This window comes from Streptomyces sp. NPDC059499, from assembly GCF_042749285.1.
Taxonomy (GTDB): Bacteria; Actinomycetota; Actinomycetes; order Streptomycetales; family Streptomycetaceae; genus Streptomyces.
In genome coordinates this window covers 85,854-110,970 of record NZ_JBHYTT010000012.1, presented here as the reverse complement: position 1 = coordinate 110,970, position 25,117 = coordinate 85,854, and the positions used below count along the sequence as shown (strand labels likewise).

The following is a 25,117-nucleotide window of genomic DNA, read 5'->3' as shown; positions in this document are numbered from 1 at the left end:
CGCCGCCGCATGACCGGCAGGGCCCGACCGTCGCCACCACGGGGCGGCCGGACCCTGCCCTCACGTGTACGGGGCCCCGATCGAGACAGAATGCTGAGCGGTCGCGGGGCCGATCAATCTAGGCTCTCAGCATGTCTGGACCGACGTTGGTGATCGAGTTGGCGGACCCGCTCTCCACGGCTGCGCTGCGGGAGTTCCGCGCGTTGATGGTGGGGCTCTCCTCCCACTTCGACGAGAAGCGGCCCGGGTTCTTCGACGTCAATGTGCCCGCAGAGCGGCTGGGCGTCGAGGACGGGAGAACTGAGGACTGGCGAAAGCCGTTCCCCCTTCCGCTCCTCGGCAGGACCGGTTCGGACGAGGAGCTCAAGGCCCTCGTGGGATTCAACCCGCAGCGTGAAGACCGGCGTCGGCCTTTCCTGGTCTACCTGATGGGGCCGGATGTCGGAGACGAGGGCGTCTTCGAGGCCGAGCACGCGGACCAGCCCGAGGTGGAGGCCGTCCTCGGCTTCAGGCCGACCCACGCCGTCAATGTCAGCGCCTGCTGCAATCGAGACATCGACCACGTCGTCACGGCTCTGCTGACCGCCGCTGTCATGGACGTCATCGGGGGCGTGGCCAACGTCGAGCTGCTGGACGGACAGGAGTTGGTGGTCGCAGACCTTCCGGGGGTATCGGGGATTGCGCACGACTGCATGGCACTGGGAACGGCCGATTTCCTTCGTGTCTGGGTCGGACACCCGGCCTTCCGGCTGGTCAAGTAGGACAGCTGGTTCATGGAGTTCCTCGTCCGGCTTCCCCAGGGCAATCGCACGCACCGGCGTCCTGCGTGCGGCTGCGCCGTAGGCTGCGTGTCATGGGGCGATTCGATGAGGTCACGGCGACGTTCTGGGCCGACGACGACTACGGCGTCCAGCAGCCTCTGACGGACGAGATGGTGCGAGAAGCTGAGCGCGTGCTCGGCGTGACACTGCCGTCGTCCCTGCTTGACCTTCTGCGGGCACGGAATGGCGGCATCGTGGGTGCTGGTCACGATGCGTTCCCCACCGGTCGGCCGACGTCGTGGAGCGAAGACCACGTTCCCTTCGACTACCTCATGGGCATAGGGCACAGCGACGGGCTGATCTCGTTGCTCGACACCCCGTACCTCGTCGAGGAATGGGGCATGCCCGCCCCACTTGTGCTGCTCTCCGGCGATGGACACTGCTGGGTGGGGCTCGACTACCGCATCTGCGGGCGGCACGGAGACCCCACGGTCACCTGGTTCGAGACGGACCTCGGCGCGGAGCTCGTCCTGGCCGGTGACTTCCGTTCGTTCGTCGAGGGCCTCACGGACTCCGAACGGTTTTGATCTCCAGGTCCGCAGGGGGAAGGCACGATCGCAGGCGTCCAGCCTGTCGGAATACGTTCCGCGGCTGCCTCCAGCAGCCGTGCCAAATGATGAGTTTCACACGCGAACTCATCGAGCTGGGCCGGCCGGCTGAGCAGGCCGCGGTACGGCAGCGAAGGGAGGCAGGGTGAACCAGTCGGGAACCGCTCGTCGCAGCGTCTCCGGTCCCTGTACCGCCACGGCCCCGGAACGCAGAGCGGCGGGCCATCCCAGGTCGCCGCGCCAGATCTTGATCATGTGACGCAGGCTCGCGGAGACAGTGACGGTCACATCGAAGCCCGGATCCACGTCGCAGACGTCGGCTTCGGCCGCTGTGATCACCAGCCACCAGTGGCGGGCGTTCGCGGCGACGTCCGAGAACACGAACCGGACCACGGTGCGCCCGGCCGGAACGACACCGTGGTCGATACGCCGGTGCATGTCCCACATCAGCAGCTTGGGATCGAGATCCGCGTCACCGAGCTCACCGATCCACCGAATGCCCCAGACACTCAGTGCCTCGACCACCGGCCGGAGCTCATGGCCCGCCGGGGTCAGGACGTAGCGCACCTGATGGCCCTCGGACCGTCTTTCCACGATTCCTGCGCGCACGAGCTGCTGCAGTCGCTTGGACAACAGCGTGGGCGACATCCGAGGCACACCGCGCCGCAGCTCGTTGAAGTGCTCGGTCCCCGTCACCAGTTCGCGCACGATCAGCAGCGTCCAGCGTTCGTCGAGCAGCTCCATCGCTTTTGCGACCGGACAGAACTGGTAGTACGAGGACCCCATAGGTACAGGCTAGGACCCTGGTGAGAGCTCGGCCACCGACCGGGGACGAAGCTACGGACACCGACGGAGCGGGCTCCGGTACAGATCCCGTACTGGAACAGGCACACGTACCTTCCTAGCCTTGGTTCTACGGGAGCGGTGACGATCCCGGCAGTGCCACGGAATCCGGAGGCGAGCTCTCATGACCGAAGCAATCGACGCAGTAGAGGCCGACCGCGCACTCAAGACGAAGCACCGCAAGATGTGGGCACTGGGCGACTACCCGGCCGTGGCCACCCAGCTCATCCCGGACCTCGGACCCGATCTGGTCCAGGCATGCGGCATCCGCAGCGGTCAGCGCGTCCTGGACATCGCGGCCGGGTCGGGCAACGCCGCGATTCCTGCGGCCCTGGCAGGGGCGAGCGTCGTGGCCTGCGACCTCACGCCCGAGCTGTTCGAGGCCGGGCGCAAGCTCGCCGCAGAGCGGGGCGCGGAGGTGGAGTGGCGTGAGGCCGACGCGGAGGCTCTCCCCTTCCTCGACGGAGAATTCGACACTGTCATGTCATGCGTGGGGATCATGTTCGCCCCGCATCACCAGGTCAGTGCCGATGAGCTGATCCGTGTCTGCCGCCCGGGCGGGACGATCGGCCTGCTCAACTGGACTCCGGAAGGGTTCATCGGACAGATGTTCGCCACGATGAAGCCGTTCGCGCCCCCGCCCCCGCCCGGTGCGCAGCCCCCGCCGATGTGGGGCCGGGCGGAACACGTCCGCGGCCTTCTCGGCGACCGGGTGACCGACGTAGAGGCACATCGGCGGACGGTGCGGATCGGCCGCTTCGGGAAGCCGGCGGACTTCCGTGAGTACTTCAAGGCCAACTACGGCCCGACCATTGCCACCTATCGGAACATCGCTGACGACCCCGACCGTGTCGCCGCGCTGGACGCCGGTCTCGACGGTCTCGCCGAAAGGGCGGGCGCAGGCGACATGGAGTGGGAGTACCTGGTGGTCACTGCCCGCAGGAGCGACTCCTGACGGTGACCGGACGAGCACGCACAGGGTGACGCCGGGACCGTGCAGCCCGTAGCGCCCCGCCGACCGCCCCTGCCCGTTTGTCGCTGGGGGCGGCCCTGCGGTGGACCCAGTGGCTGAGATCAGGCGAGCAGCAGTCGACACCAACCGTCAGCGAGCCAACGCTCGAACCGCTCGGGCGGCCAGTCGCGGTCCTCGACCAGCAGGCAGTAGAACTCGGGCGAGTTGGTGGCCCAGATGACGTCGGCCACTTCCTCCAGATCCAGCCCGGGGCGCAGCTGTCCCGTCGCGGCCAGGTCCTGGGCCAACAGCCGCATGTTCTTCGCACGGCGCCGTGCGATGCCCTGCCAGACCTCCGCGGCCTCAGGCGGTCCCGTGCGGGCGACGCGCAGCAGTGGTGCCAGCCGGGCGTGCATCTCTCTGACGGCCCGTGCGTATCGGCGCAGCTTGAGTGCCGCGTCCGGTTCGGCGCGCATCTCGCGTACATAGTCCCGCTCGGCCGCCGGAACGGCGTCGCCGGTGCCCGAGATGGCGGACTCCACCAGCTGAAGGAACAGCGCCGGCTTGCGGCCCGCCACTGTGTAGACGGTGTCGACCGCGACGCCCGCGCGCTCGGCGAGCAGCGCCATCGTGGTTGCTGCGTAACCGCGTTCGGCGAACAGCTGCGTCGCCGCGTCCAGGATCGCCTGCCGGGTCGCCTGCGCTGCCGCCCGTCGGCGGCTCGTGTCGTACTGCCTCTTGACCTGTTCGTCCACGGGGTCGATGCTAGTCGTATTCATCCGAAATGGCTTCGGTTGAATATGAGGGATGTGGTCCTGTGACGTACGCGTTCACCTTCGAGGTGCCGATCGACGCGGACACCTACGCACGCATCAAGGAAGGTCTGGGGCCGGAGAAGCCGCCCGGGTTGGTGGCTCACCTCGTCCAGCGCACAGCCGGTGGGCTGAGGTACACGGATGTCTGGGAGTCGGAGGCCGACTGGAAGCGGTTTGCCGAGGAGCGTCTGCATCCGGTCGTGGACCGAGTGGTCACGGCGGCGCTGGGCTTTCGTCCGCCCGAGCCGTCGGTTCAGCGCCTTGAGATGGTGGACGCCTGGATCGGTGCCTGACACCTCACGCGTCCAGGTGTCTTGATCCCCAGCGTTGTTGACTCGGCAGGTCGGGGGGCTTGCCGCAGGCTCAGGGCTAGGCCGGACAGCGTGAGAGCAGGCCGCGTGTAGTGCACACCTAGTTAGGTTACCGTGCGCTACCGCGGCACTCACGGCCGCCGGCGTCACGGTCGCCCCTGTCGCCGGCACGTTCACCACGCCGCCGAGAGGCAATTCGGTGGCCGCCGCGCTCGGGCATTGTTCACGAATTGTTGGATTGCCGATACGTTGCGTGATGACAGTGGGTCGTTGCAGAGGCGGCTCGCGGCATCGAAAGGACTGACAGCCATGAAGCGACGTATGGCTACAACGCTGGGGGCGCTCGCGGCCGCCGCAGCGCTGGCCCTCACGGTCCCAAGTTCCGCGTACGCGGCGGAAGGCGTGCTGATCATCAATGGCAGCGAGTACAAGGACCCGTCCGGCTGCTACTCGATCACCTGGTACCCGTCGTCAGTGACCAACCACACCGATGCCATCGCTGAGGTGCACTCCGGGCCCAAGTGCACCGGGCTCGTGGAGGAACTTCTCTATCCTGGCAAGACGTACCACTCCGAGACTGCCGGGAGCGTCTTCGTCCTCTGACGCCCCGATCGGCCACCCGCCCGCTTCGTGGTGCCCGCTCCCACAGTCCGGTGGCGGGTGGTCTGCGCGCATGGGTGGGGCGGAGAGCGAAGAGCCTGCGCGAGGGGCGGGCTGCGGGGAGGCCGGCCCTGAGTGTCTGTCCAGTCTCAACGGGCAGGCCCAGCTCTTTCGAGCTGTCGGCTGTCAGGCTCCGCGTGGGGCTGAGTCGTAGGACGCTCGCCAAGGCACTCCGTGCCGGCGTCAGGCCGACGGCCGAAAGGAGCGCCTCGAGGCTGATGTGGCCATCGCCGGTGCCGTCGTCCCGCTCGACCAAGAGCTGCGATGGGCGCAACTCGCACCCATACCTGGCCCTCGGCGTGGTTCACCCGGCGATGGTCGCGTACTGGTTCGGCCCGACCGATCGACTTCCGGCCGCGGCGAGGACGCCAGAGCCGCTCAGATCTCCCCTCAGCCGTGACCGGCCGTACAGCCCCTGAGCGGCGATCAAGGGTTCGGGCGTCTCTTCGGATCCCCTGATGAGCGCTCCGTCGGCGGCCTTCGCTCCGGACCGCCGGCTGGTCAGAGCTGGAACTCGGCGGGAGACAGTCCCAGCGCTGTGCAGGCCTCCCGGATGATCATGTGTTCGGCATGGGAGAAGTCTCCGTCAGCTCCGGCGATGATGATGCCGGTCTGGATCACCGCCCGCGCCTCGGTCGGCTTCTTCGCGGTCTTGGCGATGTCCTGCATCGCCTCGGCCTTGCCCTGTGCGAAGTTGTGAGTCAGCTGGTCCGCATGCTTGCCGAAGCGCTGGCGCAACTGCTCCGGAGGGAAGTTCTGCAGCACGTCGTTGCTGAGGATCAACGACTCGACGTGCTGCCGCTCGGCCGGGTCCACGCGTCCGTCCGCAGCAGCGACCAGTGCACACATGGCCATGCTCGCGTCCCGGTACGCGCCACTCTTCAGCTCGGTCTTGAGGGAGCCGAGCTGTGTCTTCAGCACACTCACCAACTGGGCGCGTGGGCCACCGGACCCTCCACCGCGGCTCGGTCCGTGGGTTGACCCACGGCCGCCCTGGGCCTGCTGCAGAGTCTTGGCCTGGTCCTTGAGCCGGTCCCACATGGGCATGGACTTCACCTCGTTGTTCCGTGCGTCATCGGTCGCGCATCCGCTCGCGCGTTCACCGGACCAACGGCTGCCGTAAGGCAAAGGTTCCGCAAAATAGCGGCCTCCCTCTTGCGGGGCATCGCTGGGCAGGCAGGCAGGCAGGCAGGCAGGCGGGGCTCGCCAGGCATCGTGCCGCCCACCGGGCTGCGTCTATGTCGCCGAACTCGATCGACTCAGTCCCGCGTACCGGTGTGCCACTCCGCCGGGAAGCAGGTATTCGGCCAGCAGGTTGCCGGCGCGGCGGGACGGCAACCCCATGTCGTGCAGGAGTTCATCCGCGCAGTGGATGTCGTAGGGGCCGAAGTCGTAACCGCCGGAGCCCGGCAGCACCTGCTCCTGCCAGGCCAGGCGGGCGTCGGTGTCCTCCCGCATCTCTTGCTCATCCGGGACGGTGCGCAGCGTCGCCCGGAAATGGCCGGTCAGCCAGTGTGCGGTGAGTTCCACGCCCATCATGTTGTTGAAGACCTGTCGGAAGCCGACGAATCCCAGCCGGTCGGTGCCGGGCGGCACGATGCCCCGGTAGAGCCGCAGCCGCCCGTCGGCATCGTGCACGCGCACGCTCGGGTCCAGGAACGGGAAGACTTTGCGGTGGCCCGTGGCGAACACGATGACATCCGCCGCCACTTCCTCGCCGGTGGCCAGACGCAGCCCTTCGTCGGTGTAGGCCTCGACGGCACTGACCTTGGTGGCGATCAGGCCGCGCCGAACGGCCTGTGTGTAGCCGCGTGGCATCACTCCCGCGTGGGCCAGATGGAAGGGGAGGGCGTGAGTGGGCCGCAGATGCCTCGGCAGCCGGTACAGCCCGGTGGAAAACAGCATGTCGCGGGTGATGAGCCACCACAGAGCACGCTTGACCCGGTTGTCGATGCGGTCGATCGGGGAGACGCAGGCGGGATCGTGATACCGGGGCAGGAGCGCCTCGCCGAGCCGGGTGAACAGGATCCACTTGTAGCCGACCAGGCCGAGCAGAAGCCGCTCAGGGATCATCCAGTTCACCTTGCGCTGCACGATCGTGGCCGCGGCCGCCTCGGGTGCGGCGCGGGTGACCAGGTCCAACGCGGACTTGCCGCCGCCCACGACGACCACGCGCCGTCCGGTGAACGTCCCGGCCCGCACTTCGTTGGAGTGCAGCACGGTCCCACGGAACAACTCACGCCCAGGCAGCTTGGGCAGTTGGGCATGATGATGAGCCCCACTGGCGACAACGACGTAGTCGAATGTCTCGCGACGGCGGTTCGCGGCCTCGTCCCCGGCGGGCCGGGAGTCGACCGACCAGCCGGAGGCGCCCACGCGCCCGGGCCCCTCCGCCGGCCGGATGGAGACCACCTCGGTTCCGGGCCGGACGCAGTCCAGCACACCGAAAGTCCGGGCGTAGTCCTCCAGGTAGCGTTGCGTGTCCACCGCGCCGGCGAAGTGCAAGCGGTTGGGCAGGTCCGCGAACTCGAAGAGGCGGAGTGCGGACTGGTTGGCCAGGCCGTCGTAGCAGCCCTCTGATGACCAGATCCCGCCGACCTGCCGGTACTTGTCGAAGACCGTGACGTCGAAGCCGTTCTCCAGCAGCACCTTCGCGGTGACGATTCCGCCGGGGCCGGCCCCGACCACACACGCTCTCATCAGCTGTCACTCCCCGTGGGCGATCGCCGTGTCCAGCTCGCTCATCATCCCGGTCGCGGACCTCCGTGCCCAGGGCGCCTCCGATGCCTGAGGATCAGAAGTCGAACCAGCACGACCACACCCCAGGGCGCGATGCGCTCGAACCTGCCCTGGGCGGCAGACAGTCGCCTGGGGCCCAGCGGCGCACGCGGCTGAAGCCGGAGAACGCTTCTGGGTCTTCCTCGTCGGGAGGCCGGGCTGGTGGCACCTGGGGCAGGCGTCAGTAGGGGAGGCCCTCCGAGGCCGCGCGCAGGGCGGCGAGCAGACACGTGGTGATCTCGCTGCCCGACGCGCCGGGCTCCTCCGCGTACTGGCGGGCGAAGTCCTCCGAGGCCGCTCGGAGCGCGCCGTTGAACGTCGCCGCGTGCACCCGGATCCGAAGGTCGTCGGCGCTGACGCCGGACCGGTCGGCGAGGAGTTGACCGAGGACGGGCAGGGCGTCGTCGTGGGCCTGGAGCCAGACGGAGCGCAGCGCCGGGTCGGTGGACGTCATACGGATCAGATCGAGGATGACGGGGGTCCCGTCCGGCAGTTCACCGTCGCGCAGGGAGCAAGTGACGAAGTCCAGCAGGCTCATGTCCGCCGGCCACTGGCGCAGTTGCTGGATGGCGAACTCGAGCCCTGCGGAGAGCAGCGGCAGCACGCAGCTCTCCTTGGTGGGGAAGTGGCGCCACAGGGTGCGGGAGGAGATACCGACGGCCCGGGCGATCTGCTCGCCCGTCGTGCCGGTGACGCCCTGTGAGGAGAACAGACGGACGGCTTCGGCGGCGATCTCGAAGCGGAGAGCAGCCTTGCGGCGTTCGGCGAGCGACGGCCTCACATCTGCCCGAATCATCTGCTCACGTACCGCTGATGGCGCTTCGTGCACCCTCGCACCCCCGGCTCTCGTCCCCACACCGCAGCATAGCGAGCCATTGAAAAGTGGCGCATGCCGACGTCTTGTCACTGAGTGACACGCGGACCTACGCTGCCGTAAGTGACCAGCGAGTAACAGTGTTGGTTCACGCCTTCGTTTGTCATGCGCAGGACGCATTGAAGGTGGTCAGGCGTAGTCGACCGCCAAGGATCGGCACGCCCCGGCAACGCGATCGACCACACCGTTCCGACAGCACCAACCTGCCTTCCCCGCACGAAAGGAGCTGCCCATGCCCACTCCCACCAGGCGCGCCCTGCTCACCGGTGCTGCAGGCCTCGCGGCCGCGAGCGTCCTGTCGCCGTCCTCCGCGGTGGCCGCGCCGGCCCGGGTGAGACTCGCCAGGGAGGAGCACAGGGCCGTTGTCATCGGCTCAGGCTTCGGCGGTGGCGTCGCCGCGCTGCGGCTGGCCCGGGCCGGCGTGCCGGTGACCGTACTGGAGCGCGGACGCCGCTGGCCCACGGGGCCGAATGCGGAGACCTTCCCCCGGGTGTCCGGCCTCGACAAGCGGGCGCTCTGGTACGGAACTCTCCCGGCGGCCGCCCGGCCGCTCGCGCAACTGATCGGCGCACCTCTGGACTTCGCGCCCTACGTGGGCCTCCTGGAGCCGGTACTCGGGCAGAACATCCTGGGCGTCTGCGCTGCCGGGGTCGGTGGCGGCTCCCTCGTCTACCAGGGAATGACGCTGCAGCCTTCCGAGGCGGTCTTCAACACCTGGCTGCCCCAGGACCTCGACTACCGGCGCATGAACGAGATCCACTACCCACGGGTCGCGGGCATGCTCCGGGCGGCGACCGCGCCCGACGCACTGGTCGGTTCACCCCACTACTACGCGGCGCGGGTCTTCGCCGAGCGGGTGCGCCGGGCCGGGTACGGCGTGGAGAAGATTCCCATGCCGATCGACTGGGACTACGCCCTGGCCGAGCTGCGGGGTGAGATGCGGCCGTCCTACACGAACGGCGACTGCGCGCTCGGCGTCAACAACGGCGGCAAGCACTCCGTCGACGTGACCTACCTCCGACTGGCCGAGGAGACCGGGAAGGTGACCGTCGAGACCCACCACAACGTCACCTCCGTGGCGCGGGCGGCGGACGGCCGGTGGGAAGTGCATGTCGACCGCACCGACGACGCGGGAACCGTGCTGGAGCAGAAGGTCCTCTCCACGCGAGCCCTCGTCATGGCGGCCGGAAGCCTCAACACCAGCAAACTCCTCGTCCGCGCCGGAGCCACCGGCGCCATCCCCGATCTGCCCGACGGCCTTGGCGAAGGGTGGGGAACCAACGGCGATCGCATCTACGCCTGGACGAACCTCCAGGAGGACTTCGGGGCCGAACAGGGAGGTCCGGTCGTCTACGGCAGCAAGGAGTGGGACGACCCCGGGACCGCGAACACGATCATCCAGGCGTCACTCCCGCCGCTCGGTATCGACGCACGGACGACCATGCTCGTCGGCTTCGGGGTGAGTGCGGACCGCGGCCGGTTCCGATACGACGCCGCCACCGACTCCGTGTCGCTGCACTGGCCCCTGGGCGGCGACGCCGCCAGCCACCGCAACATCCATCGGCGCGTCACCAAGGTGTCCAAGGGGCTCGGCCTCCTCACGGATACGAACGCCCTGGTCAACAGCACCTGGCACCCGCTGGGCGGCGCCCCGATGGGCACGGTCTGCGACCTGGAAGGCCGCGTCCTGGGTCAGCGCGGTCTCTACGTGCTCGACGGCGCCCTGATCCCCGGTACGACCGGCGCCTGCAACCCGTCCATGACCATCGCCGCCGTGGCCGAACGGGCCATGGACGCGATCACCGCGCACGACATCGACACGATCATCTGACCGACGAACGAGGAGCACACCATGAGCCGCACCAGAACCCGTTCCCGTTCCACCCTCACCCCCGCTCCCACCCTCACCCCCGCCCGTAGCAACAAGGCCGGACTGAGCCTCCTGGCCGGCGTCGTCGCAGCCGGCACCGTCTGCGCCGGCCTGACTGCGGTACCGGCCTCCGCCGCCGTACCGGAACCCGTCGTCTCCCGCGGGGTCACCATCCCCGCCTTCTACACCCCGCCGAGCGAACTCCCCTCCACCAACGGTGCGTTGATCCGCACCGAAGCCATGCCGCTCGGTCTGAGCATCCCCGGCCTGGACGGCCGCGCGATGCCGGGCACCGCAACCCGTCTGATGTACAAGTCCACCGACTCGGCAGGGCTGCCCGTCGCCGTGACCGGCGCGTACATCGAACCCTCGGCCACCTGGAAGGGAACCGGCCCACGCCCCCTGGTGGCGGTGGCCTCGGGCACCATGGGCCAGGGCGACCAGTGCGCGCCGTCCTTCGCCCTGCAGAACCCGCTCACCCTCAACGGCGACACCGTCTCCGTGGGCTACGAGGCGCTGGCGATCTACCGTCTCCTTTCCACCGGGGCGGCGGTCGTCGTCACCGACTACGTCGGCCTCGGAGCAACCGACCGCCTGCACACCTACGTCAACCGCGTCGACCAGGCACACGCCTTGCTCGACGCCGCCCGCGCAGCCCGTTCCGTACCCGGCGCATCGATCACCCAGGCTTCCAGGACGGGCCTGTACGGCTACAGCCAGGGCGGCGGTGCCAGCGCCGCTGCCGCGGAACTCCAGGCCTCCTACGCGCCCGACGTCCCGCTCGCAGGAACCTACGCCGGCGCACCCCCGGCGGATCTGACCTCGGTCATGAAGGGCATCGACGGAAGTGCGCTCGCCGGTGCGCTGGCCTGGTCGATCAGCGGCTTCGCCCAGGCCGACCCCGACCTGCGCGCGGTCGTCGAAGCGAACATCAGTGCCACCGGCAAGGCAGCTCTGGCGGACGCGTCGACCATGTGCGTCGGCGACGCGCTGTTCGGGTACGGCTTCACCAAGAGCAGCAAGTGGACCACCAGCGGCAAGTCGATGGGGGACATCATCGCCGCGGAACCCCGTGCGAAGGCGGCCCTGGACAAGCAGCGCATCGGGAGGCTGAAGCCGACCGGACCGGTACGTCTGGCCACCGGCATCCAGGACGACATCGTTCCGCACTCCCAGGTCCGGCAGCTCGCCCTCGACTGGTGCAACAAGGGCGCCACCGTCACTTACGACGCCATCGTCCTGCCGAACCTGGGCGACAAGATCCTCACCAACCATCTCGTACCGCTCATCACCGACCAGGGCGACGCGATCTCCTGGCTGACCGACCGCCTCTCCGGCAAGGCGGTCACCTCCAACTGCTGGACGATGCCCATTCAGCCCTGACCCCTCCAGCGTCGACCAACGGGTCCACCGGAGCGTCGCTCCGGTGGACCCGTGTGTGCTGAGTCCGGCGTACAGCCGCAGATCCGACTGCCTGTCAGAGGGCGGCTCCTGGCCGTGCAGGAGCCGGCAGGGACGCCGCACGGCCGGCTCGCGTCAGTGGGTGCCGAGCAGGGCGCGCCAGGTCTGCGGGCCGATGACGCCGTCTACCTGCAAGTGGTGGTTCTTCTGGAAGGCGGCTGCTGCCGACTTCGTCTTCGAGCCGAACCCGCCGTCGACCGTGAGGCCGTAGCCGTAGACGTTCAGCTGCGTCTGGGCGGCCTTCACCGCCTGGCCGGACGTGCCTTGCTGCACCGTAACGATCAGCTTGGACCACGTGTTCGGGCCGATGACGCCATCAGCGGTCAGGGAACGGGACTTCTGGAACTTGATCACGGCGGAGCGGGTCTTCGCACCGAAGATGCCGTCGGCCTCGACCGTGTGGCCCCGCGCGGTCAGCAACTGCTGGGCGGACCGCACGTCCGCACCCTTGGAACCGCTCTGGAGGATCGGCCAGGACACACTCGGGGAGGGCACCTGTCCACCGCCTCCGCCACCATCCAGCTTGACCGGGCGGAAGGGGTCGTAGTTGTCACTGCCGATCCCGTACCTGAGTTGCCGGTGTGTCGTCCCGTACGTACCGCGCTGTTCGTACGCCCAGTAGGCACTGTGCGACGCGTTGGCCCACTTCTCGAAGATCACCACGTGACGGAAGTCGCCGTCAGTGGTGCTGTAGTCGATGAGCAGGTCCCCCTTCGTGAGCTGACTCACGCTGCTGAGCCGCTTGGTGACACCGTTTCGCGAGTCGGCCAGCCCGACGGTGTTCAGGCCGGGCTTCCCCAGCCCGAGCGCCATGGAGACGTAACCGGAGCAGTCCTGGCGGTATCCGTCCTTCCAGTTGCGCTCCATGCTGTAGGGGACGGGGCCTCCGTTGTTGGCCGTGAGCCAGGTGCGGGCCCGGTTGATCATCGTGTCGCGCGAGAGCGTGGCCGTAGCCATGGTCGACATCTCGCTGACCTGGGTGACGAGCTTGCTTTCGGCCTCGGGCTCGGGGCCGTAGTCGGTTTCGCCCTGTGCGGCGACCGTCGTCGGCTCCGAGGAGACGTTGTCGGCGAGCGACGGTACGACGGCGATTGCGACCGCGACACCTCCGGCGGCGACACCTATGAGAGTGACCTGCGCACGGCGCGTGAGTCGGCTGCTGAAAGACATGATTTCCCCGTATTCCTGTCGTGATGGCACGCCGACCCGAGTGGGCCGGCCGGGGCTCGGCGTTCCTCTCGTAGGTCGGCTGTCGCCTGCGGCCCCTGACGGGTCATTACAATGGCAAAGGTTGCTGCCCCGGCCCAGCGCTGTGTGGAAGCTGCATCAGTCAGTGACGTGACCTCGACAATGTTCGGGATGTGTGACCGATCTCGTCACGGCCGATCGTTCCTCCGAAGCGCGACAATCCGCCTGCGTGCTCCTGTGGGGCCCGGGCGTCCACTCGGCACTCCCTGTCGGGCCGTCGAACAGCTGGTTGGCGACGAGTGGGCGGTCGAGGGCTCCAAGTGTGATGAAGGGAAGGTGAGTTGATCGCGTCGATCGGGCTGGCGACTGGGCGTCGCCGGAACGCCCGGTGCGGGGTGCTGTGCGGCGGCCCGCGCAACTTGCCGCACACGACCCGCGCCACCCTCTGTCGGCCGGCGCACACTCGTACGGGCTGTTCATGCCCGCGGTTTGTCGGAGGGCAGGTCGTCGAATCCTGTGCGGATGGATTTCGGAGATCGGGTGAACCGTGCCATCGAGCAAACGGTGTCGGGCAGGGGACCGATCTCTGTGACGGGGGAGACCGGTCCCCTTCGGGTGGCGGGCGACCGGCTGCAGGTCCGGCGGGTGGCCGCTGCCCGGACGGATCCGGTGACCCGGCCTTCATCGGTTCAGCGAAGAGTTTCGGGCCGCGTGACGAAGCGGGCAAGCTCCTCGGCTCCGCCGCGGGGCAGGTCAGCGACCGCTGCATCCGGCAACGCGGCAATCACGGCGCGCAGCCCCGCGTTCAGGTCCGGCAGCAGGGACCAGGCTGAAGCCGGGGCCCTGACGGCAGTGAGCAGCAGATCGCCCGGGTAGAAGGAGGCGTCGAGCAAGGGCTCCTCGAGCAGCAAGCGAACTGCGAGTGGAAGGACGTAGGGCAGTGCGACCTGCTGTGAAACGAGGACGCGCAGATCCGCCGGACCGAATTCCCGCAGGCGCACATGCCGCAACGCATGCACTTTGCGCATCAAGTCGGTCGCGTCAGCGGCAGGGGACGTCCAGCGCGGCGGGTCCAGTTCATCGAGTGTGCGGTCCAGGTGCAGCAGATGGTCCATGGCGCCCATTCTCACCGAAGCGGACACGGGACCTCGGGCCAGGTCACGGGCGTGAAGTCCAAGCTCTGCGCGTGATCCGCCCGACTTCCCCGGACTGCCCGACCCGGTCGGCGACCCGCTCGCTGGTGGAGAAGCGAGCCGACACACGTGCCGATCTCCCGGATGGACGGACTTTTCGCGTCCCTCCGCGTTGTGATCCCTGATCACCCGCATGATCTCAGGATGCCGCTCGCGTCGGGTCCTCCACCGACGGCACCCTCATCGAGCTGTACGCCCACAAGCCCTCGACCCGAGCCGACCCGAACCGACGGCCGCACCGCCGTCCCCACCCTTCAGGAGCAGCCCGTGATCACCGAGCAAGAAGCCCGCGACGCCATCCGGCACGCCCTCGGCGACGTCGCCAGCATCAGCATCGAGACCTTCCCTGCAGGCAACCTCTCGATCACCATCACCAAGGGCGAACACGCAGCGACGATCGACGGTCACACGGAAAGCGGCTGGGGCTGGAGCATCGACCCCGTCGAGGACGACGGATTCTCCGGCCACGAGAACACTGCCGACACGCTCGAGGAAGCTCTCGTGAGCATCCACGCCGCCCTCATCTGAAACGACACGAGCCGGCAGGGCGTGGCCACGAGTCCACCGCACATGTGCGGAGAGCACGCCCTGTCGGCCATGTCTCCTTCGATACGCGCCGTGGCGAGGCCGAGGCGTCGTCCCCTGTGTGCCACGACGGGGCGGAACCGATCGGGTGATCGTTTCAGGTCGCAGCACCGGGCAGCGGACGAGGCGCCGGCCCGTCCGCCAGGGGTTCCTCGTCGGCCGCCGGACGGGCCGGCCACCAGGAGCGGTTACCGAGCAGGGCCAGCGCGGACGGCAGGACCAGCGCACGCAGCACCATCGCGTCGAACAGCACCGCGACCGTGAGGCCGACAGCGATCTGCTTCATCTCGATCCGGTCGATGAAGAGGAAGCTGAGGAAGACCGAGACCATGATGACGGCCGCGCTGGTGACCACACTCGCCGATCCCGCGATGCCGTCGACCACTGCCTGCCGGGTGGGCACCCCCTTGCGTACGGACTCCTGGATCCTGCTCACCACGAAGATCTGGTAGTCGGTGGAGAGCCCCACCAGGATCGCGAAGACCATGAGCGGCGTTCGCGATCCGACGAAGCCGAGTGATTCGAACCCGAGTACGCCCTCTGCCCATGTCCCTTGGAAGACCAGGGTCAGTACGCCCCAGGAGACCATCACCGTAGCCAGATTGAGTGCCACGCCCAGGACCGCGAGGACAACGGATCGGAACGCGGCGAACATGATGGCGAGAGTCGTCAGTGACACGAAGACGATCACCCAGGGCAGCCGGTCCTCCTGGTGCGCCGCGTAGTCCACCCCGCCGGCGATCTCCCCGGAGACCGCGACTTCCACCCCCGTTGCCGCCCCGCTCACGGTGTCCGGTATCAGATCGGTCCGCAGCCGCTCCAGGGAGCGCGTCGCCTCTGCCGAGTTCTGGGCGTACGGAACGGGAACCTTCAGCATGGCCGTACGCCCGTCCTCGGCCACGGTCAGCTCCGGCATCCGGTCCTGGGCGAAGAGTCCGTCCCCCCTGGTCCGGTCGGCGAGTGCCCGCAGCAGAGCTGCGGGGTCCTCGGCCCGCACCACGACGAGGTGCGCGGGCCCTTGGGACGGGTACGCGGCTGTCAGCCGGTCGTACGTGGACACCGCCACCAGACTGTCGGGGAACGTCTCCTTGCCCTCTGTGCCGAGCTTCATGTTCAGCGCGGGCAGGGCGAGCGCGGCTGTCGCGGCGGTGCCGAGGAGCAAGGCGGCCAGTGGACGGCGCACCACCGGTCCGAGGAGGGCGGTCCACGCCTTGTTTCCGCTCCCGCCCTTACCGCTGCTCCCGTCCCGGTCCCCGTCCTGCCTGCGCCGGGTCCGCCGCCCGTCCATCCGGTGCCCCAGCATGGCGAGCAGCGCCGGAAGTACGGTCAGAGAGCCGGCCACCGCGACCAGGGTCACCAGGATCGCGCCGGTGGCGATGGACGAGAAGATCACGTCGTCCACCAGGTAGAGACCACCGAGCGCGAGCACGACGGCCAGTCCGGAGTCCACGACTGCCCGCCCCGAGGTGGCCGCGGCAACCTCGACAGCAGCCACATGGCTGAGCCTTCCGCCCGAACGCTCGCGCTCCTCGCGGGCCCGCTTGAGGTAGAAGAGCGAGTAGTCGACGCCGACGGCCATGCCCAGCATGAAGATCACGCTGATCGCCGCGCCACCCGCGTCCGGGAACACCCAGGACGCCAGACCGTACAGACCGACGGCCCCCGCGAAAGCGGTCAGCGCGAGCAGGACCGGGATCCCTGCCGCCAGCACCGCGCCGAAGACGACGAACAGGATGAGGAAGGTGACGGGCAGACTGATGGCCTCGGTCCGCTGGAGGTCCTGGCCCATCTTGTCGTTGACCGCGGTCGATATCGACGCGCTGCCGGTCTGCTCGATCCGCAGATCCTTGTGCGCCCTCTGCACCGCCTCCGTCTGTTCGAGGAGACCCTCGACATCGTCCTTCGCGGTCTCCTTGTCCCCGCGGAGGGTGACGGTCACCCGCAGCGCGGCACCATGGTCGGCCCGCACCGGATCGGCGACCCGGACGACGGACGGCAGGGAGGCCATCCGTCCCCGTATCTCACCCGCTGCGGCGCGGGCGGCCGATTCGTCGAGGCGGCCGTCCTTGTCCGGAGCCGTGATGAGCACCTGCTCCTCCGGAGCGGGCGTGAGACCACCTCGCGCGGCCATTGCCTCGGCCCGCCCTGCCTCACCGACCCAGAAGTCCTCGAACGTGCCCTTGTTGGTACCCACGGCCATGCCGGCACCGAGGCACAGGGCCACGAAGAGCAGCCACCCCACGATCGCCCGCCAGGGATGCGTGGCGAACCACCTGGCTGTCCGGACCGTGATCGGTCGATGCTCGCTACGCACGCGGGTCCCTTCCGGGGAACAGTGATTTCTTGCTTGATCACCTTCCTCGGCCCGGGCCGCGAGTGCACTGGTGCACGCAACCGGCTTCTCCTGTGGCTAGCCCCACCCCTGGTGCCGTCCCGGACGGCTCAAGCCGGTGGAATTGCCGGGTTGCGCTGCTCGAAGCGGCCGGGCTTGCCCCAGGAGAGGGGCGCCTGCCAGTCATGTGGCTGCGGCATACCTCTCCGCCGTCAACTCGAAGACCCGTACTCGTCGCCTGCAACTGGGATCGACCGTCTCATGGAAGGGGCGCATCCCTAGCTTGGTCATGATCCGTTCGGACGCATCGTTTCCCACCTGAGCAATGCTGATGATCCGCTTCAGTGCGCAGTCCTCGAACCCGAACCGAACCGCTGCCGCAGCGGCCTCGGTGGCCAGCCCCTGTCCCCAGTGCGCGCGACCCAGCCGCCAGCCGACCTCGACCGCCGGCAGTACCTCCGGCAGGAAGTCGGGAACCGACAGGCCGGTGAACCCGGCCAGCTCGTGCGTGGAGCGGATCTCCACGGCGAACAGGCCGAAGCCCTGTACCTCCCACCCGCGCTCCATGGCTTCGATCCCGCTGCGGGTCTGCTGTTCGTCACGGACGCTGCCGTCACCGATCCACCGCATCACATCGGGGTCGGCGTTGACGGCGGCGAGGGGGACGACATCCTCCTCCCGCCAGCGGCGCAGGAGCAGGCGGGGAGTCTCAAGCATGACCATCCGAACATTCTGGACCAGTCTGCGTGCGGCTCCACCACCCTCACCGGATGCCTTCGGCACAAGGCCCGGGCCGTTCTGATGGCAACTAGAATTCCTCACTGCCGGCACCGGCTCCGACGGCGGTCGGAAGCTCTGGATCACTGGGGGATGGCAGTGCACGTTGCGCCCTGGATCCATGTCGTCGCGGAGCAAGGCTCCATGCCTGTCGATCTCCTGCTTCCCGTGACCGGGAAGACGTACGTGGCGCGACTCGACGGCCGGGAGATGCGGGACACGGACTCCGTCTTCCAGGTCTTCTACGACGGACTGCGGCTGCCGGACTACTTCGGGTGGAACTGGGATGCCCTCTCCGACTGCCTGCGCGACCTGAACTGGCTGCGCGCGGAACACCACGTACTGAGCATCGAGGCCGCGGACGAGGCACTGTCGGACGATGCCGCCGGGCAGCAGTTGCTCTTCAGGACCCTTCTGCGGGCAGGACAGCGCTGGTCCTCGACACAGCGGCCCCAGGGTGTTGACCTCAGCAGGCTTGTAGTCGTCATGTCCTGTGATCCAGCCTCCGTTTCGGTCCTGCAGGCACAACTGCGCATGTGCTGGGACGGGCCGGGTTCGTCGTAGCGGCGCGGTGAACGCGCACGCCGAACGTTCTCGGGTGAAGCGCCGGAAGCCGGCGTTGTCGACGCCGCACGAGCAGCGTTTCCCCAATGGGACCGAGTCACATCTGCACCCGCCGGCAAGAGGAGGTACAGGAAAACCCGAGGTCCTGGCCTGATGACGCGGGACCGGCCTGGGGCCTAGGGTGTGCCGGTGATCTTCAAGAGGAAGCAGAAGGGCGCGCGACTCGCTGCCGCGGTGTCCGAGCTCGAGGATGCGGTCGCCGCTCGCGATGGCGACCGCACCGGTCGTGCGTTCACTGCCATGATGCGCGACGTGCAGTCGGCCTCGGATGCTGAACTGATGTCGGCAGGGCCCCGGTTGGCGGCGCTGCTCCCGGCGTTCCCACCCACGGGACCGCGGCCGACACTGGCGATGGCGGTCGGCTTCTGCGTGGAGCGCGCGGCCGACCCGGCAGCCTGTGCGGAGCCGATCCTCAGTGGCGTTCACAAGGACCTGCTCGACGCCCTGGAGTTCGCCCGCCGCTGGACCGCCGGCGGGGCCGAGGACGAACTTCCGGAGCCGGACGAGAAGATCATCGACGACGCGCTGCTGGCACGCCTGGGCGGCGACGCGGACGAGGCCACGCGGCTGGCGCTGGCCTGGTGCTCGGCCGAGGAGTGGCAGCCACCCGCGCTGGCCGTACTGTGCCGCAGCGCTGAAGTGCGTCATCGGTACGCATCCGAGATCCTCCCCGCCTGCCGCGACTTGGAGGCTCTGGAGCGGCACGACCTCAAGTGCCTCACCTACGCGCTGGCGGTTCTGGACGACGAGCCCCTGCTCGTGCTGCACGGACCGACCAGGACGGGGTTCGAGGTGCGCATCGGCGGCATAGGGGACAACTTCCAGTTGCACACGCTGCTCGCCCATGTCCTTGTGGGCGGCGGCCATGTACCCGGCACCAGGCCTTCGGCGGAGAGCGTTCGGCTGGCCACGGACCCCGAGCCCGCCCGGGGCCGCTCCGAGACCGTTGCGACGGGGACCTTCGAACTCCTCGCCCCGGACGGCGCGCGAATCTGGAACGAAGGGTTGCCCGACGACATCCCCGTGGTGGAGGGACGCCGCCTGCTCGTGCTCGATGAGCCGATGTACGAGCGCAGCTGGAACGCCGACCGGTTCTTCCCGCATCTCCCGGGCACCGCTGTACTGACCCGCGTCCTGACCACGGATGAGACCCGGACCTGGTTCGCCCGTACCTCGGCCGGGTCGAACGCGTAGGAACTCGGGAGGAAATGATGAGCACAGCCCGATAGCGCAGGCGGCCGCCTTGCACAATCGCTTGGCGGCGCGGAGAACGGACTCCCTGCCGATCAGCTACGTATCCGCAGCCACGGCGTGACGACCTCTCAGGCCTGGCCCGTTTCGAACCGGCTGATGCGGCCGTCGGTCGTCACATCGAACCGCCAGGCGGTGCGCATCTCGCCCCAGGTGTCGTTCCGATAGTCGACGATCAGGCCACGACCGCCGTCGGACTCGGACGCGACCGCCATGTGGCCGCCGGAAGAGAAGATCTCTCTGTCCGCCCATTCAGTGAGATTGCGGTCCGAGCCGTCGTCGGACATGGTCGCGCCAGGGGCGAGGAGTGCCTCGAAGGCGCCCCGGTCCCCGGCGTTGACGGCAGAGACGAAGGCGCGGACGGCGGGGTCGGTCAGCTGGGCCGGGTCGATCACAGGAGCCTCCAGGTCGTGCACGTACGGTGCGCGTGTGCGACCAGGGAACACCGTGGACAGGGCCGGGGATCCGACCTTCACTCATTCGAGTCCCCACCGCGTGTCACCGCATCACGGGACCGGCCGACTTCTACGGAGGCCGGCGTTCCCTACTTCCCGGGGCACATCGCGCGCCCCGTTCAACCGGACGGTGTGACGGAGGGCCACACGCCGAACCACTGCTCGGCGCCGTACTCCTCGAACCTCTCCACCTCGCTGAACCCCAGCTCGGCCGCAAGGCGCATCGAACGGCCGTTGGCAGTCTGCGTGCAGAGCACCACAGGCTCTCCGGGCAGGGCGTCGGCGAACCAGGCGAGTGCTGCCGCACACGCCTCGGCGGCGTACCCGTGTCCCCACGCTTCCGGCAGGAGTGTGTAACCGAGCTCGGCCTCCCCTCCGTCCGGACTGACGTGCCCCGGACGTCCTGCGTCGCGCCGATCGAGCGTGACCATGCCGATCATCGCTCCGTCGAGATCGATCACGAAAAGACCGTGGCGCCGCCCGGGTACCTCCGGCACCGCGCGTTCGAGCTCATCGCGCGGTCGAGGGCCACCGAGGTAGATGTGCACCTCGTGCGAAGCGAACAGTTCGATGAACGCCGCACGGTCCCGGGCCTCGGACTCGCGGAGAACGAGGCGTTCGGTCCATATCGGGGCAGGTGGCCAGGCGACGGGGCCGAGTCCAGTCATGGCGGGCAACCTATCGCACAGCCGTGAGGCCCGGCCAAGCGTTGTGCCATCGTGGGGATCATGGGCCAGTCGCAGGGATATCCCGTCCTCAGGAGCAGTACCCCAGCCGATACGTACGCGCTGGCTCAGCGTCTGCGCAACCTGATGTCCTGGCAGAAGCCGACCGTCCGTCTGGGCGCCGAACTGCAGACGGTCGAGGACGTGTTGCGCATGGTGGACGTGCTGCCGAACGCTGTTTACGCAGCAGAGGGTGCGCCCTGCGACCCGGAGGGGTGGACCCATGAATACCGGGCGGATACGTTCCCGACGGACAGGGACGAACTCCGGGCCTTGCTGCCGTTCATCCTGGATGTCGACATGCCGGTGGATGAACTGGAGGAGTCCTTCGTCCGGGCCCTCGGCGCCGGGCCGGCCACGATCGACTGGGCAGGTGCCTGGCCGAACGCCCCGGAACTCGGCCTCGTCGCGGACCCTCTGTTCGAGGGGGTTCAGGTCGTCTTCAACAGTGACGATCCCGGCTGGGAGCGACCCGCTCACGACCATACGGTTTTCGTGCACCTGTCGAAGGGGAGCGATTTCCCCACGACGGGGGCGGAGTGGCTGGCCGGACAGGTCGGCGCACGCGTGCTCGGGGGACCGCTGCTCGGTTGGTGACGGGGCGGACACACGGCGCGCAGGGCGGGTGCGGTGGCCGCCTGCCGCAGCACGTTGTGCGGCCCAGCTGGTGGCATCGCTTCTTCGGTGTCTGCTGACGATCACGCCGACGGGTCAGACCGGTGCAGGCAGCCGTCGATCACCTCCGCGGCCGAGGAGCCGACGGGCCACCGGCCGCTCCGCAGCGCCGTGGCCCGACCCCCACCGCTGAATTGTGGTGAGGGCCGGACGCAAGGGCTCCCGGCCAGATCTCCTACGGGACTATTCGCTGCGCAGAGCCGTGGCGGTCCGGGCCCTCGCAGCCCAGCCGGCGGGCAGCAGGGCACCCAGGACGGCAATGAGCAAACCGCCGAGTGCGAGCGGGAGCAGTTCGGCCCCGTGGTAGACGGCGATGACGGATTCGGGGAGGCGGAGCCCCGCGCTCTCGCCCATCGAGGGGAGGACCCAGCCGTGCAGGGACACGCCGAGAGGCACGCCCAGAGCGCCAGCGACAAGTCCCGTCAGGGCGACCGAGGTGAGGACCATCGTGATGGTCTGCCGGGGGGTCATGCCGAGCGCCTTGTGGACACCGATCTCCCGGACGCGTTCGCGGGTGTCGAGCAGCACGCCGTTCAGCACACCGAGTGCGGCGACGGCGACGAGCATCGACGTGAGGACCGCGGACAGCGCGTTGAGCGTGACGACCATGTCGCTCCCGGCGCCGAGTCCTCCGGCTCGCGCACTGACCCCCAGCGGTGCCAGGTCCTTGTTCAGCGCGTCGATGTAGCCAGTAACGTCGGATCCTGGCGCGACCGCGATGTGATGGCTCGTATCCGTCAGGTCGGGATGTGCGGCCGTGAGGGTCGCGGCGTCTGTGAAGACCTGCATGCCGTCGAGACGGGGATCAAGGACCTCACCGACGATCCGGACCGTGGCCGGCTCGTCCAGGCTCCCTAGGCCCTTCAGGGTGGCATCCTCACCGATCCGGATGCCGGAGGTGGCAAGGAACTGGGTGGGCACCACGGCCTCTCCGGGCTTGTCGATCCAGCGGCCCGAGACCATCGTGTAGCCGCCCCAGGAGGCGTCGCCGGTGAAGGCGATCACGTCGACGGTACCGGTCACACCTGACACGGTCGCCCGTACCGTCGCCGCGCTGTAGTACTTCCCGGTTCCGGCGCCGGACTTGATGGCCGCGGCGACTGCGGCGGGATCGGCCCTGGGCTGCTTCTCGAGGCCAGGGCTCTGGGGGCCGAACTCCGGCAGGGGCGCTGCGACGGTGACATCGGCGACGTCATGGGCCTTCGCCTTCATCACCTCGCCGAGCGAGGCGCCCATCCCCACGGTGAACGTGACAGCGATGGTGCCGAACAGGACCGCCAGGCCCATGGCCAGCGCGCGAGCGGGCCGCGCGAACGGCCGGGCCAGGCCAAGGGCGACGGGCTGCGGCAGCGGCAGCCGTCCGGCCAGGCGTGCTGCCCACCGGCCGCGCTCCGTCGACGAGGCGTGTCCGACGGTGAGCGCGTCGACCGTGCGCAGCCGGCCGGCCCTCCAGGCACTCGCCCACGCGGTCGCCCCCACGAGGCCGAGAATCCCGGCGGTCACCGTCAGGTCGACCCAGGGGGCGATGGCCGGCGAGGAGACGCCGTAGACCTCCCCGGTCTCGGCCAGTACGGGGACGGCGAGCAGATGGCCGACGAGTACGCCGAGTGCCGTGCCGGCCGCGGCAGGGGTCAGCGCCTGGGCCACGTACGCCCGCACGACCTGGGCCGGGGTGAAGCCGACGGCCTTGAGGATGCCGATGCGGCGCGTTCCGGTGCCCACGGCCGACGCGACGACATTGCCCACCGTGAGCACCGACATGACCAGGCCCAGAGCACCGAACGCGATGAGGAACGGGACGTAGAGGGCGGTGTCGCGCTCGGAGGCCTCCTTGACGGTGAGCCAGGACTGCCGGCCGACGGCCGCTCCCGGAGGGAGGGTTGCCGCCACGGCCGTGCCGCCTGCGGTGATCTGCGCCGCGGTGTCGGCTTCGGTGAAGCGGTAGAGCATCTGGTAGCCGCCGTTGCCGGGCGAGGTGAGTGCCGGCATCTGGGCCGGGACCACCCAGGCGTCGGCGGTCTGCGTGATCGAGCGGGCCAGACCGACCACCGTCAGGGTCGGGTCTCCCGGCAGAGCGGGGAAGGCCACCTTCATGCCCATGGTCGGGATGAGCGCGCCTCCGGCGGACAGCACGATCTCGCCGGGGCGGGTGGGCCACCGCCCGTCGAGCAGCGTCACCTCGTCCACATCCCGGCCCGGATCGCCCCGCCCCACCACGGTCATCGGCCACCCGGGGCCGGACCGACCCGGCCGCGGGGTGACCGTCGCCGTACGGAACGGCCCCGCTGCGCCGCTCACCCCTTCGGCGTCCTTGGACTTCGACAGCGGTCCGGTACCCACCCTGCCGGCGTCGTACTGGACGGAAAGGTGCGCGCCGTGCTGCTGGGCGAAGGCATCGTCGAAGGGCGCGCCGGACACCGCCAGCAGCGACCCGCCGAGGATGGAGGCGGCCACCGCGATCATCGTGGCGAGCCCGATGACCAGTGTCTGCACCCGGCGTCGTCCCACCCCCGAGCGCACCACCTTGCCGAGCGCGCTCATCGGACGATCTCCGGGGCGACGGCGCGCGACCGGACGTCCTCGGTGACCCGGCCGTCGGCGATGCGGACCGTACGGTTGGTACAGGACCGGGCCAGGGCGGGGTCGTGGGTGACCACGAGAATGGTCTGTCCGTCGGCATTGAGCTCCGTGAGCAGCCTGCTGACGTCCTGTCCGGCGGCCGTGTCCAGAGCCCCGGTCGGCTCGTCGGCCAGGAGCAGCGGCGGCCGGTTCATCAGCGCCCTGGCCACCGCGACCCGCTGGCGCTCGCCGCCGGACAGCCGCCCCGGGTAGGCGCGGGAGTGCCGGTCGATGCCGAGGGATTCCAGGAGCTCCGCCGCCCGGCGGTCCGCCTCCCCACGTGGCGTACCCGCGAGCCGCGCGGGCAGTACGACGTTGTCGGTGACGGTCAGATCGTCGAGCAGGTTGAAGAACTGGAAGACCATGCCCACTTTCGACCGCCGGTAGAGCGCCGATCCGGCCTCGCCAAGCCGGTCCACCCGCACGGAGTCCACGGTGACGGTCCCCGTATCGGGCCGGTCGAGACCCGCGATCAGATTGAGGAGCGTGGACTTGCCGCTGCCGGAAGGCCCGAGGATCGCGATGGCCTCGCCCGGCTGCACGGTCAGCGACACCTCGTGCAGAGCGGGCGGACCGTCGTCGTAGCGACGGCTCACCTCGCGTAGTTCGATCACTGGCGTGGTCATTGAAGGGCTCCTTCGGTACGGGCAGCGGACTCCTTGGACGCTAGGAGCGCGCCCTGCCGCCGTGCGTCGCCCGTCCGGACCCTTTGCCGTACCGCGTCGGGATGATCTACCGGAGCGTCATCCCTGCGATGTAG

Annotated in this window: 24 protein-coding genes; 11 read left to right on the top strand and 13 right to left on the bottom strand. The window is 68.9% G+C overall.

The window, feature by feature from the left end; all coding sequences use genetic code 11:
* Positions 1-131 precede the first annotated feature (131 nt).
* Both ACFW9O_RS25880 and ACFW9O_RS25875 read left to right on the top strand, forming a co-directional pair.
* On the top strand, positions 132-761 hold the full coding sequence (locus tag ACFW9O_RS25880; RefSeq protein WP_384612516.1) for a DUF6368 family protein: 630 nt from the start codon (positions 132-134) through the stop codon (positions 759-761).
* A gap of 92 nt (positions 762-853) precedes the next feature.
* The gene (locus ACFW9O_RS25875; RefSeq protein WP_384612514.1) at positions 854-1,348 is read left to right on the top strand and encodes an SMI1/KNR4 family protein; all 495 of its coding nucleotides are present in this window, start codon (positions 854-856) and stop codon (positions 1,346-1,348) included.
* Between the two features lie 108 nt (positions 1,349-1,456).
* Here the strand turns inward: ACFW9O_RS25875 and ACFW9O_RS25870 are convergent, their stop codons facing one another.
* Positions 1,457-2,155 (bottom strand): helix-turn-helix domain-containing protein, encoded by a 699-nt coding sequence (locus tag ACFW9O_RS25870; protein WP_351179926.1) that lies wholly within the window; start codon positions 2,153-2,155, stop codon positions 1,457-1,459.
* Positions 2,156-2,336: 181 nt separating this feature from the next.
* Between ACFW9O_RS25870 and ACFW9O_RS25865 the strand changes: the two genes are divergently transcribed.
* Complete coding sequence (locus ACFW9O_RS25865) at positions 2,337-3,167, top strand: class I SAM-dependent methyltransferase (protein WP_384612512.1); 831 nt, start codon at positions 2,337-2,339, stop codon at positions 3,165-3,167.
* Between the two features lie 119 nt (positions 3,168-3,286).
* Here the strand turns inward: ACFW9O_RS25865 and ACFW9O_RS25860 are convergent, their stop codons facing one another.
* Complete coding sequence (locus tag ACFW9O_RS25860; protein WP_384612510.1) at positions 3,287-3,943, bottom strand: TetR/AcrR family transcriptional regulator; 657 nt, start codon at positions 3,941-3,943, stop codon at positions 3,287-3,289.
* A 38-nt stretch (positions 3,944-3,981) separates the two neighbouring features.
* Between ACFW9O_RS25860 and ACFW9O_RS25855 the strand changes: the two genes are divergently transcribed.
* Together ACFW9O_RS25855 and ACFW9O_RS25850 are read left to right on the top strand one after the other, a co-directional pair.
* Positions 3,982-4,272 (top strand): hypothetical protein, encoded by a 291-nt coding sequence (locus ACFW9O_RS25855; protein WP_351179917.1) that lies wholly within the window; start codon positions 3,982-3,984, stop codon positions 4,270-4,272.
* Positions 4,273-4,611: 339 nt separating this feature from the next.
* Positions 4,612-4,893, top strand: a complete 282-nt coding sequence (locus tag ACFW9O_RS25850; protein WP_384612508.1) for a hypothetical protein — start codon at positions 4,612-4,614, stop codon at positions 4,891-4,893.
* Positions 4,894-5,451: 558 nt separating this feature from the next.
* On the opposite strand, the gene ACFW9O_RS25845 is transcribed toward ACFW9O_RS25850, so the two are convergent.
* The 3 genes from ACFW9O_RS25845 to ACFW9O_RS25835 all read right to left on the bottom strand — a co-directional run bounded on the left by ACFW9O_RS25845 (position 5,452) and on the right by ACFW9O_RS25835 (position 8,524).
* Positions 5,452-5,997 (bottom strand): tellurite resistance TerB family protein, encoded by a 546-nt coding sequence (locus ACFW9O_RS25845; RefSeq protein ID WP_351179911.1) that lies wholly within the window; start codon positions 5,995-5,997, stop codon positions 5,452-5,454.
* Positions 5,998-6,186: 189 nt separating this feature from the next.
* Positions 6,187-7,650, bottom strand: a complete 1,464-nt coding sequence (locus tag ACFW9O_RS25840; RefSeq protein ID WP_384612506.1) for a flavin-containing monooxygenase — start codon at positions 7,648-7,650, stop codon at positions 6,187-6,189.
* 259 nt (positions 7,651-7,909) lie between these two features.
* Positions 7,910-8,524: a TetR family transcriptional regulator gene (locus ACFW9O_RS25835; RefSeq protein WP_351179905.1), complete on the bottom strand. Its 615-nt coding sequence runs from the start codon at positions 8,522-8,524 to the stop codon at positions 7,910-7,912.
* Positions 8,525-8,834: 310 nt separating this feature from the next.
* On the opposite strand from ACFW9O_RS25835, the gene ACFW9O_RS25830 reads away from it, so the two are divergent.
* Both ACFW9O_RS25830 and ACFW9O_RS25825 read left to right on the top strand, forming a co-directional pair.
* Positions 8,835-10,433, top strand: a complete 1,599-nt coding sequence (locus tag ACFW9O_RS25830) for a GMC oxidoreductase (RefSeq protein WP_384612504.1) — start codon at positions 8,835-8,837, stop codon at positions 10,431-10,433.
* A gap of 21 nt (positions 10,434-10,454) precedes the next feature.
* The gene (locus tag ACFW9O_RS25825; RefSeq protein WP_384612502.1) at positions 10,455-11,855 is read left to right on the top strand and encodes a lipase family protein; all 1,401 of its coding nucleotides are present in this window, start codon (positions 10,455-10,457) and stop codon (positions 11,853-11,855) included.
* A gap of 153 nt (positions 11,856-12,008) precedes the next feature.
* On the opposite strand, the gene ACFW9O_RS25820 is transcribed toward ACFW9O_RS25825, so the two are convergent.
* Positions 12,009-13,103 carry a peptidoglycan-binding protein gene (locus tag ACFW9O_RS25820; protein ID WP_384612500.1) on the bottom strand — a complete coding sequence of 365 codons (1,095 nt, stop codon included), beginning with the start codon at positions 13,101-13,103 and terminating at the stop codon, positions 12,009-12,011.
* Between the two features lie 707 nt (positions 13,104-13,810).
* Positions 13,811-14,236, bottom strand: coding sequence for a contact-dependent growth inhibition system immunity protein (locus ACFW9O_RS25815; protein ID WP_384612498.1), 426 nt, complete (start codon positions 14,234-14,236; stop codon positions 13,811-13,813).
* 345 nt (positions 14,237-14,581) lie between these two features.
* Here ACFW9O_RS25815 and ACFW9O_RS25810 point away from each other — a divergent pair, with 345 nt between their 5' ends.
* Positions 14,582-14,842: a hypothetical protein gene (locus ACFW9O_RS25810; protein ID WP_384612496.1), complete on the top strand. Its 261-nt coding sequence runs from the start codon at positions 14,582-14,584 to the stop codon at positions 14,840-14,842.
* A gap of 154 nt (positions 14,843-14,996) precedes the next feature.
* Here the strand turns inward: ACFW9O_RS25810 and ACFW9O_RS25805 are convergent, their stop codons facing one another.
* Both ACFW9O_RS25805 and ACFW9O_RS25800 read right to left on the bottom strand, forming a co-directional pair.
* Complete coding sequence (locus ACFW9O_RS25805) at positions 14,997-17,213, bottom strand: MMPL family transporter (protein WP_384612494.1); 2,217 nt, start codon at positions 17,211-17,213, stop codon at positions 14,997-14,999.
* Between the two features lie 201 nt (positions 17,214-17,414).
* Entirely contained in the window at positions 17,415-17,954 is a 540-nt protein-coding gene (locus tag ACFW9O_RS25800; protein WP_384612492.1) for a GNAT family N-acetyltransferase, read from the bottom strand.
* A 198-nt stretch (positions 17,955-18,152) separates the two neighbouring features.
* Here ACFW9O_RS25800 and ACFW9O_RS25795 point away from each other — a divergent pair, with 198 nt between their 5' ends.
* Together ACFW9O_RS25795 and ACFW9O_RS25790 are read left to right on the top strand one after the other, a co-directional pair.
* Positions 18,153-18,572, top strand: a complete 420-nt coding sequence (locus tag ACFW9O_RS25795) for a barstar family protein (protein WP_384612490.1) — start codon at positions 18,153-18,155, stop codon at positions 18,570-18,572.
* A 189-nt stretch (positions 18,573-18,761) separates the two neighbouring features.
* Positions 18,762-19,826, top strand: a complete 1,065-nt coding sequence (locus tag ACFW9O_RS25790; protein WP_384612488.1) for a hypothetical protein — start codon at positions 18,762-18,764, stop codon at positions 19,824-19,826.
* 128 nt (positions 19,827-19,954) lie between these two features.
* On the opposite strand, the gene ACFW9O_RS25785 is transcribed toward ACFW9O_RS25790, so the two are convergent.
* Together ACFW9O_RS25785 and ACFW9O_RS25780 are read right to left on the bottom strand one after the other, a co-directional pair.
* Positions 19,955-20,278, bottom strand: coding sequence for a nuclear transport factor 2 family protein (locus tag ACFW9O_RS25785; RefSeq protein WP_384612486.1), 324 nt, complete (start codon positions 20,276-20,278; stop codon positions 19,955-19,957).
* Between the two features lie 179 nt (positions 20,279-20,457).
* Positions 20,458-21,006, bottom strand: coding sequence for a GNAT family N-acetyltransferase (locus ACFW9O_RS25780; protein WP_384612484.1), 549 nt, complete (start codon positions 21,004-21,006; stop codon positions 20,458-20,460).
* Between the two features lie 60 nt (positions 21,007-21,066).
* On the opposite strand from ACFW9O_RS25780, the gene ACFW9O_RS25775 reads away from it, so the two are divergent.
* A complete protein-coding gene (locus tag ACFW9O_RS25775; RefSeq protein WP_384612482.1) occupies positions 21,067-21,660 on the top strand; it encodes a hypothetical protein in 594 nt (197 codons plus the stop codon).
* Between the two features lie 261 nt (positions 21,661-21,921).
* Here the strand turns inward: ACFW9O_RS25775 and ACFW9O_RS25770 are convergent, their stop codons facing one another.
* Both ACFW9O_RS25770 and ACFW9O_RS25765 read right to left on the bottom strand, forming a co-directional pair.
* Entirely contained in the window at positions 21,922-24,279 is a 2,358-nt protein-coding gene (locus tag ACFW9O_RS25770; protein ID WP_384612480.1) for an ABC transporter permease, read from the bottom strand.
* A complete protein-coding gene (locus ACFW9O_RS25765; protein WP_384612478.1) occupies positions 24,276-24,983 on the bottom strand; it encodes an ABC transporter ATP-binding protein in 708 nt (235 codons plus the stop codon). The genes ACFW9O_RS25770 and ACFW9O_RS25765 overlap by 4 nt, the downstream gene beginning before the upstream one ends.
* Between the last annotated feature and the right edge of the window lie 134 nt (positions 24,984-25,117).